The organism is Acetobacter sp. DsW_063 (assembly GCF_002153745.1).
GTDB lineage: Bacteria > Pseudomonadota > Alphaproteobacteria > Acetobacterales > Acetobacteraceae > Acetobacter.
This window is the reverse complement of sequence record NZ_JOPL01000040.1, coordinates 47,276-64,994: the sequence shown is the minus strand read 5'-3', so window position 1 is coordinate 64,994 and position 17,719 is coordinate 47,276. Positions and strand designations below refer to the sequence as shown.

Below are 17,719 nucleotides of genomic sequence, written 5' to 3'. Positions count from 1 at the left end.
CACACCTAAAAAAACCCTCAACCGCCTTCAAATACCCCACGCCAGTTAACATGACAGCACCTCTTGAAATGCTCCCGTTGTCCGGTTTCCTGACATATTTTGCATCAGAAGCGTCCGGTCTTACGTTGCATGTTATTAACGTAAACTATCAAAAAATCGGTGATGCCTTTCACAGGGAGGATGCCGACCTGACCATCGCGGCGATTGTGGAGTCGCATGAGTCGCACCATTCCTGCACACATCTGTATCGCGATCATTTTGTGACACTCTTCAATGCGCAATCTTTTGGTTACACAGAATCTTCATCTCTCGATAGATATCTTTCGTTTCGAAATCTTCTGGTTTCGCCAAGGGGTTATGCGCATGGATTAACAGAAAGGATGCTCTCGGAAATGGGGGCATCACGAAAAATTATTTCAACGTTGCAGCGATTTTCGACGCTTCCATTCGTGATAAGGGGAACGCCTTTTTTGTGTAACGTTCCCTCTGTTGTCGCGCGATATTTGAAGAGCAATTTCGATCTTTCGTCTGCGCCTCTTCCTTTTGAAAGTCCGGAGTTCGATGTCGCTATTAACTGGCATAAATCGATCGAAAGAGATAATGCATTCAGGGAGTAGATGAAAAAAGCAATAAAATAAAGTATTAAAAATATAATTCAATAATATTTTCGAAAATTCATAATTTTTATTCGTAAATAATTTATTTTTTTGTGTTTGGTGGGGGCGTTTCCGGTGGTTCGTGACTTTGCTTTGCGGTCTGCGAGAGCTTCCTGCTCAGTGGCGAGATCGATTTTTCTTCTCAATTTCTACGCTTGGGATTCCGGGTGCGAGAGGGGGCACTGCGGCAATCTAGTCGAACGGTAAGCGTCAGAATCCTATACACTGGGATGCAGAAAACTACGGATGGACCACGATCAAGAAAAAATTGCGACCTCATATTTGGTGCATTGGAACGCAGCATCCAGCTTGCGAAATTTCGTGATGGCGATGCGTCGTCGTCTGCCGCGGGCGCTCAGGCATTGCGTCAAGCTTTGGTGAGGGGGGCAATGATTAAGAAAACCTTCTTATTATTCATGTTCTTTAGGAATAAAAATAATTGAAGCGGTAATGTGCGAATGGGGCAGCAAGCCCGAGAGCGTTTTCGATTTCGTCCATCACTCAAGACGCTTGCCCATACCAGAGTCGCCAGGGCGCGCCCGCTTACTAAAGCTGTTTGATGTGGCTCTACCGCGATCCTGGGAGCCATGAACGCAGCTCTGGCCATGCGGCACGACGAGAATGCCCGAGGGCGTCATTAATCAACGTCTGCTGCGTCTGAAATCGGTCACTCAGTCTATGGCCCCGCAGCTCTTCGATCTTTCCTGCAGGACTGCTCGTCTGGAGAAGGCTCCTCGCGTTTCGCATTGACTCTTCCATCTGGAATGGAACAAAAAGAGAACACTAGGCAACCCTGCCGGAAAGACTGATGGACCCTTGATATGGCTGCCCCTGTCACGCCGCCCCCGCTGGATGCCCTGCGTGAAAAAATACGCCGAATGGAGGGGCGGCTGGGCCACAGGAAGGCCGCGGCGCCGCTCGGGGTGCCGGAGATCGACCAGAAGCTGCCGGGTGGCGGGCTACCCTTGGGAGCTTTGCACGAGGTGGCGGGAGGCGGCGATGATGCGGTTAATGCTGCCGTGGCTGCACGTTTTTCGGCAGGACTTGCTGCTCTTACGGGGGGGCAGGTTCTGTGGATCGCCAAAAAAGCTGATCTGTTTGCGCCATCCTTGCAACAGGCGGGGTTGCCCCCGACGCGGGTCGTGTTCGTCGAGGTGGAGTCGGACGCAGATGGGCTTGCCTGTTTTGAAGAGGGGCTTCGCCACGGGGGCCTGAGTGCTGTCGTGGCGGAGGTCGGACGTCTGACTATGACGGCGTCGCGGCGACTGCAACTCGCCGCTGAGAGCGGTGGGGCGCTCGGCATCGCCATTCGCCGCTGGCCCCGTCTGGCCAATGGAGCGGATTTCGGCAAGCCGACGGCGTCGTCTACGCGCTGGCGTGTATCCGCCATGCCGTCGGCAGAGCTGCCAGTGCAGGGCGTAGGACAGAGCCGCTGGTTGTTAGAATTGATCCGGACTCGTTCGGGCGAAAGCGGCGTTTTTGAAGTGGAGGCAGGCGATGGACCGGCAGGACTGCGGATTGCTGGCGCTCCGACCCCGCCAGCGCATCGTATCGGTGTGGTTGCCGCTCTGGGCTACTGACCGGTTGCGCCGGGAACTGGGGGACGCAGCGCCTCCCAGCGATGTTCCGCTGCTTCTTGCCGGTCGCGACGGCAGTCGGCGTGTAGCGCTGGCAGTCGATCTCGCAGGTCGCAAGATTGGCCTTTCTGTCGGCATGCCGATCGCCAAGGCGCAAGCGCTCTTTCCCGGTTTGGTAGTCATGGACGCCCGCCCTGACGCAGACCGCGAGGCTCTTGAAAGACTGGCGTTATGGCTTCAGCAGCGAGTGGCGCCGATTGTGGCGGTTGACGGTCAGGACGGGCTGGTGCTGGAGACCACCGGGACAGATCATCTTCATGGCGGTGAAGCTGCGATGCTGCGCGATGTCGTTCATCGCCTTCAGGGCGCCGGCTTTACGGCCCGAGCGGTTGTCGCCGATACTCTGGGAACGGCGTTCGCTGTGGCGCGCACCACCAAGGACGCGGTCGTGGTGGTGGACCCGGGCAATTGCGCGAAGGCCCTGTCGGGTTTGCCTGTCGGGGTCCTGCGACTGCCGTCGGAGACGGTGTCTGGTCTGACCGATCTGGGTCTGACGCGGATACGCGATCTGGAAAATGCCCCTCGCGCGCCGCTGACTTTGCGTTTTGGCGACGGCCTCGTCCGAAGGCTGGATCAGGCTTACGGACGGGTAGGAGAGCCGATCCACCCGATCCGTCCGGTCGATCCTGTTATGGTGTCGCGTAATTTCGCGGAACCCATTGCGGCTGCGGAGACCATTGCTCGTTATGTTGGGTTGTTGGCGCCCCTGCTCTGCGTCGAACTGGAGAAGCGCGGGCTCGGAGCCAGGCGACTGGACCTGATGCTGCATCGCGTCGATAGCGCCATGCAGGTGGTGCGTGTGACTCTTGCCCGACCGGTTCGTGATTCGAAATACCTGACCCGTTTGCTCAGCGAACGGATCGAGACCATAGAGCCCGGTTTCGGGATCGAAAGAATGGAGCTTTTCGCGGCGCAGGCTGAGCCGATCGAGCAGCGGCAACGGGTGTCGGCATTGACCGAGGAACCGACGGCCGATCTTTCGGGGTTGATCGACACGCTGGTCAACCGGCTGGGTAGCGATGCGCTCTATCGTGTCGTTCCGTTGGAAAGCGACGTGCCTGAACGCTCGGTTCAGCGCGTGCCGCCTCTTGCTCCGGTCACTGATGCTTCTCGCTGGCCCGATCAGTGGCCGCGCCCGACCCGGCTGCTGTCAAAACCCGAAGTAGTGCAGGCGGTGGCGGAATTGCCAGATCAACCACCACGGTTCTTCATCTGGCGGGGGATCCGGCGCAAGGTGAAATGCGCCGACGGGCCGGAGCGCGTGTTCGGGGAGTGGTGGAGCCGAGACGCGGAACGGACGGTAGTCAGGGACTACTTCCGTGTGGAGGATACGAACGGCGAACGGTTCTGGCTTTACCGTGCAGGTGATGGTGAGCATGGAGAAACCGGTTCGCAAAACTGGTTCATTCACGGCATCTTTGGATGATGGACGCCTGCCGCAGCTACGCCGAATTGCAGGTCACGACCTACTTTTCGTTTCTGCGGGGTGTGTCCTCTCCGATCGAATTATTTGAACAGGCGAAGGCGCTCGGGTTCGCAGCGCTGGGCGTCTGTGATCGCAATTCTCTGGCCGGAATGGTTCAGGCTCACGTTGCCGCCAAGAGCGTCGGCGTTCGTTTGGTCGTGGGATGTCGGCTCGATCTCGAAGATGGCCCGCCCGTTCTGGTCTATCCGACAGACCGGGCTGCTTATGGGAGGCTGTGTCGGCTGTTGTCGATCGGCAAGGCTCGTGCGGGTAAAGGAAAATGTAGCCTGCACTGGCGCGATCTCGGCGAATGGAATGAGGGGCTGCTCGTCGTGCTGACTCCTGAGATCGCGGATGACGAGTGCGCGGAAAACCTGCGTCGCCTGCGTACGACATTTGGCGATCGCGCCTATATGGCTCTGACGTTGCGGCGGCGCCCAAACGACCAGATGCGGCTCTACGAGCTGGCCAATCTGGCGCACGTTCAGAACGTAAAAACCGTCGTCACCAACGATGTGCTGTTTCATACTTACGATCGGCGCATTCTGCAGGATGTAGTCACTTGCGTGCGACACAACACCACCATCGAGAACGCCGGCTTTGCGCGTGAGCGCTACGCGGACCGCTATCTCAAGCCGCCCGGAGAAATGGCAAGGTTGTTCTCTCGTTACCCGGAAGCAGTCGATCGCACGATGGAAATCGTCACGCGCTGCCGGTTCAGTCTTGATGATCTGGCCTATCAATATCCAGACGAGATCGAAACGCCCGGCCAGATGCCGCAGCAGGCGCTGGAATACTTGACCTGGCGCGCTGCGCGAAAAATCTATGGCGAGAGCATTCCGTCAGGTGTGAAGCAGAGTCTCGATCATGAGTTGGCTTTGATAGGGCGTATGGACTACGCGCCCTATTTCCTGACTGTGCATTCGATCGTTCGGGAGGCCAGACGCCGCGATATCCTCTGTCAGGGACGAGGATCGGCCGCCAACAGCGCGGTGTGTTTTGTGCTGGGCATTACGGCGATCGATCCTTCGACTACCTCACTTCTGTTTGAGCGATTTATCTCTGAGGAACGGAGAGAGCCGCCCGATATTGACGTCGATTTTGAGCATGCCCGTCGCGAGGAAATCATCCAGTGGGTCTATGACCATTATGGTCGGGATCGCGCCGCCTTGGCGGCTGTGGTGATTCGCTACCGAGCCAGGGGGGCGTTGCGTGACGTTGGCAAGGTCATGGGCTTGCCCGAGGATGTAATCGCTTTGCTCAGCAAGCAGATATGGGGCTGGTCACGCAAGGTAGGTATCGAGCAATCCTCTGTTGCAGGCATCGATCTGACCGACCGACGTGTCCGTCTGACACTTGAACTGGCGCAGAGTCTGATCGGGGCGCCGCGTCATCTTTCGCAGCATCCTGGCGGGTTCGTGCTGACGCGCGACAGGCTGGACGAGCTGGCACCGATCGAACCTGCATCTATGGATGATCGCCAGATCATCGAGTGGGATAAGGATGATATCGACGCGCTGAAATTCATGAAAGTCGATGTCCTCGCTCTTGGGATGCTCACCTGCATGAAGAGGGGGCTGGACCTGTTGGCCGAGCATAAAGGCCAGCATCTCACGCTCCAGACCATTCCGGCGGAGGATCCGCGCACCTACGCCATGATCTGCAAGGCTGATACGATCGGCGTGTTTCAGATTGAATCTCGTGCCCAGATGTCGATGCTGCCGAGGCTCAAACCCCGGACTTTTTATGATCTGGTGGTTGAGGTGGCGATCGTTCGCCCAGGACCCATACAAGGCGACATGGTGCATCCTTATTTACGTCGCCGGGAAGGGAAGGAGGCTGAAGATTATCCGACGCCGGAATTGAGGGAGGTGCTCAAGCGCACGCTTGGGGTGCCGCTGTTTCAAGAGCAGGTTATGCAGGTGGCGATGGTCTGTGCGGGGTTCACAGCCGCTGAGGCGGACGGGTTGCGAAGAGCGATGGCGACCTTCAAGAACACCGATACGATCTCGCAATTCCAGACACGGCTGATGGAGGGCATGGCGCGTAAGGGATACCCATCGGACTTCGCGGAACGGATCTGTCGGCAACTCGAAGGGTTTGGATCTTACGGTTTTCCTGAAAGTCATGCAGCAAGCTTTGCTATTCTGGCCTATGCGTCGAGCTGGCTGAAATGTCACCATCCTGATGTGTTTCTGGTCTCGTTACTTAATTCCCAGCCCATGGGGTTCTATGCGCCCGCGCAACTCGTGCGGGATGCGCGTGAGCACGGCGTCGAAGTTCGGCCTGTCTGCATCAACGATTCCCGCTGGGACTGCACGTTGGAGGGCGAAAAGGACGGCAATGGTCGCTTTGCCGTGCGGTTGGGGATGAGTCTGGTCAAGGGCCTGTCCAATGTCCATGTATCAGCGATCATCGCGGCGCGTATGCGTCGGCGGTTCGCCTCGATCGATGATCTCTGGCGTCGGGCAGGGGCGTCGCAGGAGGCGCTGATCTGCCTGGCGGAGGCTGATGCTTTCAGGCCGTCTCTCGGGTTGGCTCGGCGCGAAGCGTTATGGATGATCAAAGGATTGCGCGACGAGCCGTTACCGCTCTTCGAAGCGGCGAAGCAAGTGCGGGAGGTTGATGAACCAGTCATGACGCTTGCACCGATGACTGATGGCGCCGAGGTGGCCGGAGACTACAGCCATGTGGGCCTCAGCCTGCGAGCGCATCCGGTGTCGTTCCTGCGGCAGAGTCTTCGGGAGAGGGAGATTGTGACCTGCGGGATAGCCATGGGGTCCCGCGATGGCAAGCGCGCAGAAGTGGCCGGGCTGGTGCTGGTACGTCAGCGACCAGGATCGGGAGAGGGGGTTTGTTTTCTTACACTGGAAGACGAAACAGGCATCGCCAATTTGGTAATATGGCCGGATATTTTTGAGAAATACCGCCCGATCATCCTGTCCGCGTCTATGATTGCGGCGAGAGGGCGCATTCAGCGTGAAGGAGACGTCGTGCATCTTGTCACATTAGAACTGACCGATCTGTCTCATATGTTGCTGGATGTAGCACTATACAGCGATGGGAAGAAAAAATCTGCAGAAACTAATGGAAGACGAGCTGTGTCATTGAATAAGTCACGAGATTTTCATTGAGGAGGAACGCCTTTAACGGAGGCTCGCGAGTTGAATTTTTCAATGGCGGACGAGAGGCTCCTAACTTGGCGCCTCCTGTTGCCTCTGGTTTTTGGGCTTCTGGTAATCAAGGACTGACGGCTTTTATGACTGTTCGTTTCCGCAACGTCATCCAGTTCAATCGGTCGATCAGCAGGCCATGCCGACAGGTCGATGCCCAAGCTGGCGTATGATGACAACCCCCGCAGGCTTTCGCCGTGATCAAGATAACGCAGATAGCTTTCGAATTTATCTCGGGCCTCAGCGTCGCTTTCTCCGACAAACGGAGCAAGGCTCGGCAGAATGCGCAGATTCGCCTCTCCTCGCCCATGCACAGACAACTCAGTGGGCTCGGGTAATTCTACGCGAATTCCTGTAAATATTTTTGTTATTTAAAGAAAATTGATATTTTATCTGTAAAAACAAGGTATTTTCTTCCGGGGTCTATTGCTCGCCCGCGGGAGTTGAAAGCGTTGGGATCAAGCGTCTGGGCGCCAAAATAGGCGATCATTCTCTCGCGAAAAAACACCTTCGCAACCCGATGACAGTGTCGTGAACTTATCAATAATTTTTTTTGCTTCACTGCCCGTTGCGAGTGCTGGGCGCCCGCGGGTATGCGCGTTTCGACACAAGTTTAAGGAAACGGGAAGGATTTCAATGGAGTTTAATTTTGATCCAGAGAAATCGCATATTGGCACAACAGTCTCCCAAAATCGAATATCGGATGGAAAACCTTTACGGTCGTTTTCGCTGCGCTTTTTATAAACTTGATGAGGCGTCAAATCTAACGGCGCTCGATTAACACTATACGACTCCGCGGGAAGGCGTTCGACCAACTCATTTTGTCCAATAAAGTTCCCAAGGCTGTAAAAAATAGGATGGCCTTTGTAGATTTCCATCCCGCGAAGCAAGTGTGGTCCGTGGCAAACCACGACATCAGCACCTTCGTCGATCGCTCGGCGGGCGAACACAGATAGAAAGGGCGCCGGAATTTCAACATCCAACTCTCCAGCCGTGTTATATCCGCTTTCATGAGCATGCAAGCTCACCACAACGGTATCCGAAACAAGCCGAGCTTCGCGCACCCACCTGCAAATATCGCTAATATCACTTTCATTTGCTGTCGTATGCGTGCGTGTCACGTCGGCTAATGTGAAGGTTGTATTTCCGAAGCTGAGAGTGTTCTCGGGTGCGGGAAAGGCGAAGCCAAGCTGAATCTTTTGCTCACGATCACGCGCAAGTCCCAAACGTGAATAGATCGACTGCAATTGCTCCATTTCGGCGCCAGTGACGTGGTGTGCGGTATTGAAATGAAGCGGATTGACGCCCGGGCGTCCGGCCATGATCGTCGTCTGAGGCGCGGCTTCCTGTCCACGAGCAAATGTGGAGACGCAGGAGATCATGGACACGGTGCCGGTGGGGTGAGTGAAGTAAGTCGGGCGCCGTGCTTCTTCAAGATTCGCCCCAATGCCCGCGTAGCAGAGGTTCCGCTTCTCAAGTTCAGCTATTGATTTACGCAGACCAGAGATACCGTAATCAAGACTATGATTTGTCGCGGCAGCAAACAGATCGAACCCTGCATTCTGGAGTTCGTCTAGTACCCACGACCGAGCGCCGAAATGCGTGCCGCCATGGTCGAGCGCCGGATCTCCTTCGAAATCGTTGGGGACCAACTCAAGGTTGGTGAAAGAAACGTCGCATCTGCGAATGATATCGAACAATGGAGAAATTGTTGGGTCAGTCACGCTATTTAGTCGGCGAAACAGAATGCTGTCGCCTGTAAGAGAAAGCTTCATAGTTCCTTAGTTCCAGTCGAAATGAATTTTGCGTCAAGCTGATCTGTTAGCCAGAATTTGAGACAATAGTCTCGAGCCGGCCTTGAAATCCTCGAAATCCATGGCTTCATCCGGATTGTGACTTCCGTTCTGGTTACGTACAAACAACATGGCCGTAGGCACGCCCAGGTCGGCGAAAATCGCCGAATCATGACCAGCTCCGCTAGGCATGGCAATCGCGGAAATTTCAGAATTTCTTGCCAGTGTCATGATATCTTTGAGAATTGTGTCATCCATCTGAGCCGGTGTGCTTCCGGTATGGGGGCCGAGCTTGATTTCGACGTCATTATCCATGGCGATCTGTTGTGCGATATCAAGAATACGCGCATTCATTTTGCTCAGAAGTTCGGGAAACCGTGAACGGACATCAATCGACAGACCAACCTTGCCTGCGATTGTGCTGAAATCTGCCTGGGTCGGATCAGTTTGGAAGACGCCGAATGTCAAGGTCATTTCTCCGCCATCGGCTTCGATTTCCAACCACTCGCGATGAAGGCGCTCGACCAGACGTGTAGCGCCGATGACTGCGTCATGGCGATAAGCTCGCGGAGTAGCGCCCGAATGAGCCCAAACGCCATGGACCTCGGCGTGTCGATAGCGTGAACTGCCGCAAATGCCCGTGACGATCCCTACTTGTGCATTCTTCCCGATGAGCGTCGGCCCTTGCTCGATATGCAATTCGACGAAACAATCGATCTGCTTTGGATCAAGGCCTGGCTGTTTGAATGCTTCGGGGTCTCCGCCTGCTTCAGCGATATGCTCGGCCAGGGTACGGCGTGTATCTGTCCGCCTTGCCTGCAATGCGGCTGCATCAAGTAGTCCGAACGCGGCCTTGGATCCTATGTAGGAGACAGGGAACCAGGCGCTTTCTTCGGCGCGGATCGCCATCAGCGTAACGTCGCGGGAAGGCGTTGCGCCTTCGCGCACCCAGCCGGACAAAACCGACAGGCCAGCCGCGACGCCTGCTGCGCCGTCGAAATTGCCGCCCACTGGAACGGAGTCCAGATGAGAGCCTGTCATGACGGCCGGTAGGCTGCGATCGCGACCGGGAAGGGTCACATAGAGATTCATCGCCCAATCGGTACGAACTTCAAGACCCAAATCGGCAGCAACGGAGCGGACATGGTTGTGCGCGCGCTCTTCGCCTTCGCCGTAGGAGGCGCGCGTAATGCCACGTCCGTCAAAGCCAATAGTTTGGAAGGTATCGAAAAGCGATTGCGCGAGCGCAAAATCAGGTTCCGTACGCCAGGGCGCTTCGTGTGCCATCATGTTCCTCTGGCAGTTCTTGGCGCGTTACTCACGTGAGAAAACCGCGATGCTGGTTGTATGACGTTGCCGCCAGCGTCTTCAAACGCCATTTTATAAATTCATACTTCACATTTTATGTATCTAAAGGGGGGTGGTCATTTTGCAAGGGCCGTCGCGTCACGTAAAGAAAAACCGATACGGATCGGCGAGCCTGGCAAGATAGGTTCGTTTGTATTGCTCACGTTTCGGATGGCCGTGAAGTTCATGTCGCCCACCATGACGGTCAGTTTTTCGCGACCACCCAAAAAAACGATTTGAGAAAGCACGCCGTCAAGGATGTGATCGCGACCATTCGAGGCGTCTCCAATATATGTGGCCTCCGGACGTATCGCGTATTCCTTTCCGTTGCGCGAAATGAAATTGCAATCGCCAAGGAATGATCCAACGAAGCGGTTAACCGGGCGGGCATAAAGATCTTGCGGCGACCCGATCTGCTCGATCATACCATCTCTCATGATCACTACGTCATCCGACATATGCAGGGCTTCTTCCTGATCGTGAGTGACGAACAAAATTGTGATGCCGAAACTACGTTGAATATCTTTTATCTGCGTTTGCAACGATTGTCGGATCACGCGGTCAAGCGCGCCAAGGGGTTCATCCATAAGCAGCACGTCAGGTCGAATGACCATCGCCCGGGCGAGCGCCACGCGTTGCTGCTGCCCGCCGGAAAGTTCTGAGGGCAGACGCTCACCAAAGCCAGAAAGTCCGATGATCTCCAGCATTTCATTAACGCGCGCTCTCGTTTCATTCCGGGATACGCGACGCGTCTCAAGTCCAAAAGCGATATTTTGAGCGACGCTCATATTAGGAAACAGGGCGTAATTCTGGAATACCATCCCGATATTTCGTCGGCGAGCTGGAACCTGGGCCATGTTCCGACCACCAATACTTATTTCTCCGGAATCTGCGTGTTCGAAACCTGCAATGATCTTGAGCAGAGTGCTCTTGCCGGATCCGGAGGCGCCAAGAAACGTGCAAAACCTTCCGGCCGAAATATCGAGCGAAATATTCTTGAGTATTTCAGTTCCGTTGTAAGATTTTCTTACCTGGTTGAGAGCGACCGGCTTGCCTGAGAAGGAAGAATTCATGATTTTGACTTCGTGAGCAGGAGATTGATCGAGAGAACCAGCAGAGTTGCTAACGCTACCAGGGTCGATACTACGGCGACTGTGGGGTTAATGTCCTGTGATACGTTTTCGTAAATAAGGCGGGGTAGGGTGCGACTGCGTACGTCTGTCAGGAAGAGCGCCAGCACCACGTCATCAAAGCTGGTGACAAAAGCAAAAATAGCGCCAGCGGCGACGCCCGGCGCGATGGCGGGCAGTAAAACGCGATATGTGATGCGCAGAGGACCTGCTCCTAGGCCCGTCGCCGCGTCGAGTAGCGTGGGGTCAAAACGTTGCAAGGCGCTGCGGACCGCGATGAATACAAACGGAGATGCGAGAACAATGTGGCCCAGTCCCAGTCCCCAATGCCCGGACAGCAGGTGCAGGGGCGCAAATTCGTAATAGAGCCCTATCGCAAGAGCGATTGCCGGAGCGATCATCGGCATGATGATCAGCATTTCTGCGGCAGTGCGGACGCGTCCGTGCAAGGCGTCGAGACCAACCGCAGCAAGAGAACCAAGGATAGTCGCTCCTGTAACAGCGATCATTCCGATCTGGAGAGAGTTCCATAGAGCCGCGCGCCACTGGGGGCGCGTAAAAACTTGGTGGTACCACCGCCAGGTAAGGTGCTCGGGTGGAAAGGACATAAATGGCGATGCGCCAAAGCTCATCGGCGCAATGATCAGAAGAGGAAGTATGAGGAAGAAGAGTAGAGCAGCACCGCATGCGGCGACGCCCCAATCGAGGGGAGATCGCCGGATTACGACGTTGCTGCGGGTCGCCTGTGTCGCTTTCACAGGGCCGCCAAACAGTCCACCCGGACCGCTCAATCGCTGGGCGCACGCAAAAATCATGACAGACGCCGCCACAATGATACTGGAAAATGCGCCAGCCATTGGCCAGTCCAGTTGATCTTCGACGTTGAAAGCGATGAGTTGCGCCGCCATCGTCTCGCGAGCCCCGCCCATGAGGGCTGGCGTGACGTAGTAGCCGAGAGCGCTCATAAAAACGATCGCCGCCCCTGAGCATGCAGCGCGCGAAGTGAGTGGAAGAACAAGCCGACCGATGATTTTGAACCACGACCCGCCGAGACCTTCTGCCGCGTCCAGTTGACTGCGGTCCAGGCCGCGAAATGCGCCATAGAGCGGCAATACGACAAAGGGCATGAGCACGTGGGTCATGCCAATGAGCACGCCAGAAAGATTGTAGATGAATGAAATGGGCGACCGGATCAGCCCGGCGTGAAGCAGCAGACTGTTGATAACGCCGTAGCGTTGCAGGAGGATTATCCATGCTGTGGTGCGCACGAGCGAACTCGTCCAGAATGGTAGAAGCACGCATAGGCCGAGTAGCGCGGCAAGGCGTGGACGGACGCTGGCCATAAGGTAGGCCACAGGATAGGCGCACAACACGGAAAGGATCGTGACCAGGGACGATATGCCGAATGTCGCCACAAGACCGGCGCGGTAGGCCGGAACAGAAAGCAGGCGCGCGTAACTTGCCAGCGGCCCCTCGGGGTCTGCGAAGCTAAGGACGCAGAGGCGTGCGACAGGATACGCGAAGAACAGCAGCAGGAACAGAACCAGCGGCGCCGTTGCAAGCGCGAGCCGCCTGTTTTCCTTCGGGCGTTGAGCTTTCATCCGCTGGTTAGCAACTGGCGAGGGAAGGTTGTAAGCCGCTCGTATCCGGTGTCTGTAATGGCGATTGTTTCGGACATGCCAAGATTTCCAGCAAGCACGTAGCTATGGAAAACCATACCTGCTTTGAACCGCCAGGCGCTCTGCGGCGTCGCCTCCAGGTTTTCTCCGCCTGCAGGTGGAAAAAGCAGACCGACGGAATAGAAAGTCTTGTTGGTGTATTTTTTTGCGAGTCCGGAGGAGAGAACGCCCTCGCGATAAATAGCATCGGGCACGCTCGCTTCTACATCGGGCGCAACCACTGCAAGGGCGGCGTCCTGAATGGCCACGAGTTTTTCGACCGCACGTAGGGTATCCTCGCGGGCGGGACCAACCGAGATCGGCCGCATGAAGCGCGCGTGATATTGTCGGACGCAGGCCATGGCTTCAAGTTGAACAATATCGCCCACCTCGAGCATGCGGTCGCCATACGCGCCGTGCAGATGGTAAGCTCTCTCTCCGGAGGAAAGAACGCCTGGGCCAGGACTATCGCTGCCGCTCGTGATCATCGCGGAGCAGATCGCGGCTGCGAGATCGCGCTCACTCGCTCCGGCGCAGGCTGCCGCTGCGGCGGCTTGCATGCCAGCCGCCGCAGCTTGCCCGGCCTTGCGCTGATACTCGATCTCGGCAGGGGATTTGATGAGGCGTTTCGTGGAAATGAGCGAAGATGCGTCGCTAATCACGGCATCCGGAAATGCTTCGATAAGCGCGCGATACCTTGCCGCGCTGAGAGTCCAGGCCGAGAGTTCCACGGCGAGTTTAGGGCGTTTACCCACGGCTCTCTGAATAGCGAAGAGCCCCACGGAGAGAGGTTCGTCGCTATCTGTCCAAACGGCACGTTTTTGAAAGATGCTGCTACGGTCGAGGTAATACTGTTCCATATCCCTGCATATGACGGTTGGCTCTCCGTCTGCCGGAACAATCACAAACTGGAAACTGCTGTAGGCGCGCGTATAAAATCCAGTCAACCAGGTGACCGACTCTGGAATGAATAGCAGCAGAGCGTCGTGGCCCCCCGCCCGGATGTCCGCCTGGACGCCAGCAAGGCGGCTCATATATTCCGCGCGCGAAAATGCGGGCGTAATTTCGCCTGACGCACCCCCAACCGCTGGTGGCGAATAGTTTGTCATCAGCTTCCTTCCATGACGCTTGTGTAGAGTTCCGTCGCCCTGCGCCCGTGCTCCGCCCACCAGTTGCTGTCTATCAGCAAGCCTTTTTCAAGCCTCTCGGGTGTGGATGGGAGACGTTGGAGTCGAGAAGTCGGTATCATCGACAATGCGTCGGTTCTTGTCGGGCCATAGGCAATGTATTTGCTGAGGCGGGATTGAGCGTCCGCTGAGGAAATATATCGTAGCAACGCAAGCGCGTTGTCGCGATCCGGCGCGCCTTTCAGGATCATGAAATAGCCAACCTGCATGATGCTCTGGTCCCAAGCCATGGCGATCGGCAGCCCGGCGTCGATTCCGTCTTGAAACCTGCCGCTCCAACCAAGCGCCATTACGCCATCTCCACTGGCCAGCGCCTGGACGACCTGTGCGGCGGAGGACCACCAGAAGCTGACATATGGCCGAATTTCGCGAATTTTTTCTATCGCGCGGTTGAGGCCAGTGTCCGAGGAGAGTAGCGGGTAAACGTCTTCCTTTTTCACCCCGTCCGCCAGCAATGCAGCCTCCAGAACGCCAGTCGGAAGTGCGGGTAGAAGGCGTTCTCCCGGGTATTTCCTAGTATTCCAGAAGTCTGCAAAATTTCGCGGCGGGTCCTGTGGAAAAGTGCGTGTGGAATACCCCACAACCGTCGCAAAAATTTCCGATGGTACGCCGTAGGGGTTTCGTGCTCCCGGAATGATATGGCTTTGATCGACCATCGTGTCGGTGATGCGTTCGAATAGACCCAGTCGCGAACCCATGGCGAACCCTGAGCCGCTGGTTGCGACTACGTCCCACGTCACCGACCCGGTTTCGACCATCAGACGAATTTTAGCGAGGGCAGGGCCGGTATCTTCGAGAACGGAAATGCCGCTTGCCTTGCTGAATGGTGTAAGCCACGCGTCCCGGACTGCATCCTGATAGGCGCCGCCCCAACTGGTGAACACCAGATCGGAGCCGGCGGCCGGCATGGCCCAGACAAGCAGGCAAGCGGAAAGGAGGGCCCGAAAACCCTTCATCCGTGAAGAAGCTTCGCAAAGCGGCTCAGCATGGTCTTTCCGTCGTCTGCGTCACTCGCTTGCGCCAGCAAGTCCTCGATGTTGGCGCCGTCGTGTTCGAGACGACTGCGAACGCTTTCGAACCACTCACGGGCGTCAGCCATCGGGATTTCAGGGTGTCCCTGCACCCCCCAGATTGGCTGATCTCGAAAGCGCCAGATGTGGTTGGGACAAACATCCGATGAAGCAATAATCTGCATATTGGGGTGTCCGGCGCGAACTTCGTCATTATGCCAGACAAACATATGCGTGGTTTTGTTGAAACCGCCACACAAAAGGTCCCGCTCGGCGGGTGCATGGACATCGAGCCATTTGTAGCCGACTTCACAGCTTTCCCTGCGAAACACCTGCTCGCGTCCGCAAAGTGCGGAGGCGAGAATCTGGTGGCCAAAGCAGAGGCCCAGCATGGGTATGTTGCGTGCGGCGCCCTCGCGGATCAGATCGTGCTCGCGGTGGATGAAGGGGATATCCTCGTAAGCGCCATGGGGACTGCCCGAGAGAAAAATTCCTTCATATTCATCAAGTGATTCAGGGAACTCGTTGTTGAACGCCCAAAAAACGTCGACTGAAAGATTCTGCCGTTCAAAAAATTGATCCAGACGGCCAGGGGCGTATTTTTTGGCGCCATTGGCCAGATAGAGAAGTTTAGCCACCGTGGCCCCCTGATTGCTGCAGCAATGCGACGATCGCCTGTTGCGCGTGGTCGATGTGATCGCACATGGCCTGCGCTGCGGCGGCCGGGTTCCGCGCTTCGATCGCATCGAGTATGCGCAGATGTTCCAGACGCCCGATGTCGAACCTGCCGGGAATGCGGCGTAGGCCGAACATCCGCGTGCGTTGGCGCAAGGCGCCGATCATACGACGAATTTCTCCGTTTTCGGCCGCGTCGGCTATTCCGAGATGAAGCATATCGTCCACGCGCCAATGTTGTTCGTCTTCCACGTCTCCGGCGTCAGTCATCTCCTGCACGGCGGTACGGATCGCAGTGACCTGATGCTGATCCATTTTGGTCGCGGCGATCCGGGCCGCTTCGCCTTCCAGCAGACGGCGCGCATGAAGGATGTCGATGATCTCACGTACGGAGATCGTTGCGACGAAGAGGTGGCGCCCCTTGCGCGTAAGTAGCCGCTCCGCCTCCAGTCGGTTCAGGGCGTCGCGAACTGGCGTACGAGAAAGCTCCTGCCAGTCTGCGAGGCGTCGCTCCTGAATCAGGTCGCCAGGCGCGAGTTCGCCACTGAGCAGTAACGACAGCAGGCGGGTGTAGGCCGTCCGCGCGAGTGAGTCCGGGGCTGCGCCTTCCGAGGGTGGGAATAAATCCATGACCATTACGATAGCAACATGACAAGTCGATGTGCAAGTGGTATACCAATGGTCGTTCGACGGAACACCGGATCAAACCGACAGCGCGGTGGAGCATGGAAGCTCCCGTCCTCGAAGCTGATATTGGGAGTAATTAAGCGTGTCCGACATCGATACCGCACGCGGGTTTGTGGGTGAAACGGGGAGTGGTCGAAAGGTCAGTCTGAGCTTTCATCCGCAAGAGCACGCGGAGCGCCTATCGCGCACCGGCGCCGCGCTTCGGGCCCGAGGGCTGGGCGCGTTGCTCGTGTTCGCTCAGGAAAGTCACCTCTATCTGACCGGTTTTGACACTGCGGGTTATGTCTTCTTTCAATGTGGCGTCATTACCGCCGACGGCCGGGCCGCGGTCCTGCTTACCCGCCGTCCGGATCAGGCGCAGGCGCTCGCGGGGTCGCTCTACGAAAATGTCGCGCTCTGGTTTAATGCGGTCGATGAAAACCCGGCTGGCGAAGTCGGACGGTTGCTGGCGGAACTGGGCCTGTCCGGGGAGCGGATTGGGGTCGAGCTTGCAACCTATGGCTTGACAGGCGCCAACTGGGAGCGCGTGCGCTCGGAGCTTGGAGAGCGTTTCCTTCTCGAGGACGCCTCGGACATCGTCCGCACTCTGCGTTTGCGTAAATCGCCAGCAGAGCTTTCCATGGTGCGCAAGGCCAGCAGGCTGGCTGACGATGCGGTGATCGCGATGGTCGAGCGTGCCGGGCCGGGAATTATGGACTCCCTCGTCACCGCCGAAGGAGTGCGCGCCATGCTGGCGGGCGGCGGCGACATGCCGGCCGGTGGCCCGATGGTGAATAGTGGGCCGCGGGCAATCTATGGTCGAGGATTCGGAGGCGCGCGCCAGCTTGCTGATCAGGATCAGCTTATTTTGGAATTAGGGGCGTCCTTTCAGCGGTATAATGTCTGTATCGAGCACACGGTCGCCATCGGCGCGTCCCTGCCTGCCGCAGAGCGCATGCATGCCTGCACGGTGGAGACTCTCGCCGAGGTGATGGACGCGGCCCGTGCGGGCACGCCGATCGGCCATCTCGATGACGTGCATCGCGCAGGACTGGATCGTGGCGGTTATCGCACCGCGCGTTATTCGGCTTGCGGCTACTCGCTTGGCGCAACGTTCCGCCCGACCTGGATGGACGCGCCTCCGATGATCTACTCCGGCAATCCGCTCCTGCTTGAAGCGGGTATGGTCCTCTTTGTGCATATCATGCTCGGAGATGCCGACAGCGGTCTCGCGGCGGGAGTGGGCGAGACATTCGTCATCAATGAGTCAGGGCCGCCGGAGAGATTAAGTACGATCACGCCGCGCCTGTTCCGGAAATAAG

13 protein-coding genes are annotated in these 17,719 nt (G+C 56.9%); 5 read left to right on the top strand and 8 right to left on the bottom strand.

Annotated features, from left to right (window positions below):
• From HK28_RS07525 to HK28_RS07510, 4 genes are all read left to right on the top strand, one after another.
• Positions 1 to 617, top strand: a 617-nt coding sequence (locus tag HK28_RS07525) for a LysR substrate-binding domain-containing protein (RefSeq protein WP_158093417.1), incomplete at its 5' end; no start/stop codon positions are given.
• 860 nt (positions 618 to 1,477) lie between these two features.
• On the top strand, positions 1,478 to 2,236 hold the full coding sequence (locus HK28_RS14570; protein ID WP_233140415.1) for an ImuA family protein: 759 nt from the start codon (positions 1,478 to 1,480) through the stop codon (positions 2,234 to 2,236).
• The gene (locus HK28_RS07515) at positions 2,154 to 3,719 is read left to right on the top strand and encodes a DUF6504 family protein (RefSeq protein ID WP_086643986.1); all 1,566 of its coding nucleotides are present in this window, start codon (positions 2,154 to 2,156) and stop codon (positions 3,717 to 3,719) included. The genes HK28_RS14570 and HK28_RS07515 overlap by 83 nt, the downstream gene beginning before the upstream one ends.
• Entirely contained in the window at positions 3,716 to 6,892 is a 3,177-nt protein-coding gene (locus HK28_RS07510; RefSeq protein WP_198945832.1) for an error-prone DNA polymerase, read from the top strand. The genes HK28_RS07515 and HK28_RS07510 overlap by 4 nt, the downstream gene beginning before the upstream one ends.
• Positions 6,893 to 7,389: 497 nt before the next feature.
• On the opposite strand, the gene HK28_RS07500 is transcribed toward HK28_RS07510, so the two are convergent.
• The 8 genes from HK28_RS07500 to HK28_RS07465 form a co-directional block, all read right to left on the bottom strand.
• The gene (locus HK28_RS07500) at positions 7,390 to 8,706 is read right to left on the bottom strand and encodes a CapA family protein (protein ID WP_086643985.1); all 1,317 of its coding nucleotides are present in this window, start codon (positions 8,704 to 8,706) and stop codon (positions 7,390 to 7,392) included.
• 33 nt (positions 8,707 to 8,739) lie between these two features.
• Complete coding sequence (locus HK28_RS07495; RefSeq protein WP_233140414.1) at positions 8,740 to 10,014, bottom strand: Zn-dependent hydrolase; 1,275 nt, start codon at positions 10,012 to 10,014, stop codon at positions 8,740 to 8,742.
• Between the two features lie 134 nt (positions 10,015 to 10,148).
• On the bottom strand, positions 10,149 to 11,144 hold the full coding sequence (locus HK28_RS07490; protein ID WP_086643983.1) for an ABC transporter ATP-binding protein: 996 nt from the start codon (positions 11,142 to 11,144) through the stop codon (positions 10,149 to 10,151).
• Positions 11,141 to 12,802 carry an ABC transporter permease subunit gene (locus HK28_RS07485; protein WP_086643982.1) on the bottom strand — a complete coding sequence of 554 codons (1,662 nt, stop codon included), beginning with the start codon at positions 12,800 to 12,802 and terminating at the stop codon, positions 11,141 to 11,143. The genes HK28_RS07490 and HK28_RS07485 overlap by 4 nt, the downstream gene beginning before the upstream one ends.
• Positions 12,799 to 13,968 (bottom strand): Xaa-Pro peptidase family protein, encoded by a 1,170-nt coding sequence (locus tag HK28_RS07480; RefSeq protein WP_086643981.1) that lies wholly within the window; start codon positions 13,966 to 13,968, stop codon positions 12,799 to 12,801. The genes HK28_RS07485 and HK28_RS07480 overlap by 4 nt, the downstream gene beginning before the upstream one ends.
• The gene (locus tag HK28_RS07475; RefSeq protein WP_086643980.1) at positions 13,968 to 15,002 is read right to left on the bottom strand and encodes an ABC transporter substrate-binding protein; all 1,035 of its coding nucleotides are present in this window, start codon (positions 15,000 to 15,002) and stop codon (positions 13,968 to 13,970) included. The genes HK28_RS07480 and HK28_RS07475 overlap by 1 nt, the downstream gene beginning before the upstream one ends.
• Complete coding sequence (locus HK28_RS07470) at positions 14,999 to 15,694, bottom strand: type 1 glutamine amidotransferase (protein ID WP_198945831.1); 696 nt, start codon at positions 15,692 to 15,694, stop codon at positions 14,999 to 15,001. The genes HK28_RS07475 and HK28_RS07470 overlap by 4 nt, the downstream gene beginning before the upstream one ends.
• The gene (locus HK28_RS07465) at positions 15,687 to 16,361 is read right to left on the bottom strand and encodes a GntR family transcriptional regulator (RefSeq protein WP_158093416.1); all 675 of its coding nucleotides are present in this window, start codon (positions 16,359 to 16,361) and stop codon (positions 15,687 to 15,689) included. Before HK28_RS07465 ends, HK28_RS07470 begins: the two co-directional genes overlap by 8 nt.
• 139 nt (positions 16,362 to 16,500) lie before the next feature.
• On the opposite strand from HK28_RS07465, the gene HK28_RS07460 reads away from it, so the two are divergent.
• Positions 16,501 to 17,718 (top strand): Xaa-Pro peptidase family protein, encoded by a 1,218-nt coding sequence (locus HK28_RS07460; RefSeq protein ID WP_086643977.1) that lies wholly within the window; start codon positions 16,501 to 16,503, stop codon positions 17,716 to 17,718.
• Position 17,719: the final 1 nt, after the last annotated feature.

What these genes read in the sequence shown, in the direction of transcription:
- HK28_RS14570 (WP_233140415.1), top strand. Translation starts at nt 1,478, where the DNA reads ATGGCTGCCCCTGTCACGCCGCCCCCGCTGGATGCCCTGCGTGAAAAA.
- HK28_RS07515 (WP_086643986.1), top strand. Translation starts at nt 2,154, where the DNA reads ATGGACCGGCAGGACTGCGGATTGCTGGCGCTCCGACCCCGCCAGCGC.
- HK28_RS07510 (WP_198945832.1), top strand. Translation starts at nt 3,716, where the DNA reads ATGATGGACGCCTGCCGCAGCTACGCCGAATTGCAGGTCACGACCTAC.
- HK28_RS07500 (WP_086643985.1), bottom strand. Translation starts at nt 8,706, where the DNA reads ATGAAGCTTTCTCTTACAGGCGACAGCATTCTGTTTCGCCGACTAAAT.
- HK28_RS07495 (WP_233140414.1), bottom strand. Translation starts at nt 10,014, where the DNA reads ATGATGGCACACGAAGCGCCCTGGCGTACGGAACCTGATTTTGCGCTC.
- HK28_RS07490 (WP_086643983.1), bottom strand. Translation starts at nt 11,144, where the DNA reads ATGAATTCTTCCTTCTCAGGCAAGCCGGTCGCTCTCAACCAGGTAAGA.
- HK28_RS07485 (WP_086643982.1), bottom strand. Translation starts at nt 12,802, where the DNA reads ATGAAAGCTCAACGCCCGAAGGAAAACAGGCGGCTCGCGCTTGCAACG.
- HK28_RS07480 (WP_086643981.1), bottom strand. Translation starts at nt 13,968, where the DNA reads ATGACAAACTATTCGCCACCAGCGGTTGGGGGTGCGTCAGGCGAAATT.
- HK28_RS07475 (WP_086643980.1), bottom strand. Translation starts at nt 15,002, where the DNA reads ATGAAGGGTTTTCGGGCCCTCCTTTCCGCTTGCCTGCTTGTCTGGGCC.
- HK28_RS07465 (WP_158093416.1), bottom strand. Translation starts at nt 16,361, where the DNA reads ATGGATTTATTCCCACCCTCGGAAGGCGCAGCCCCGGACTCACTCGCG.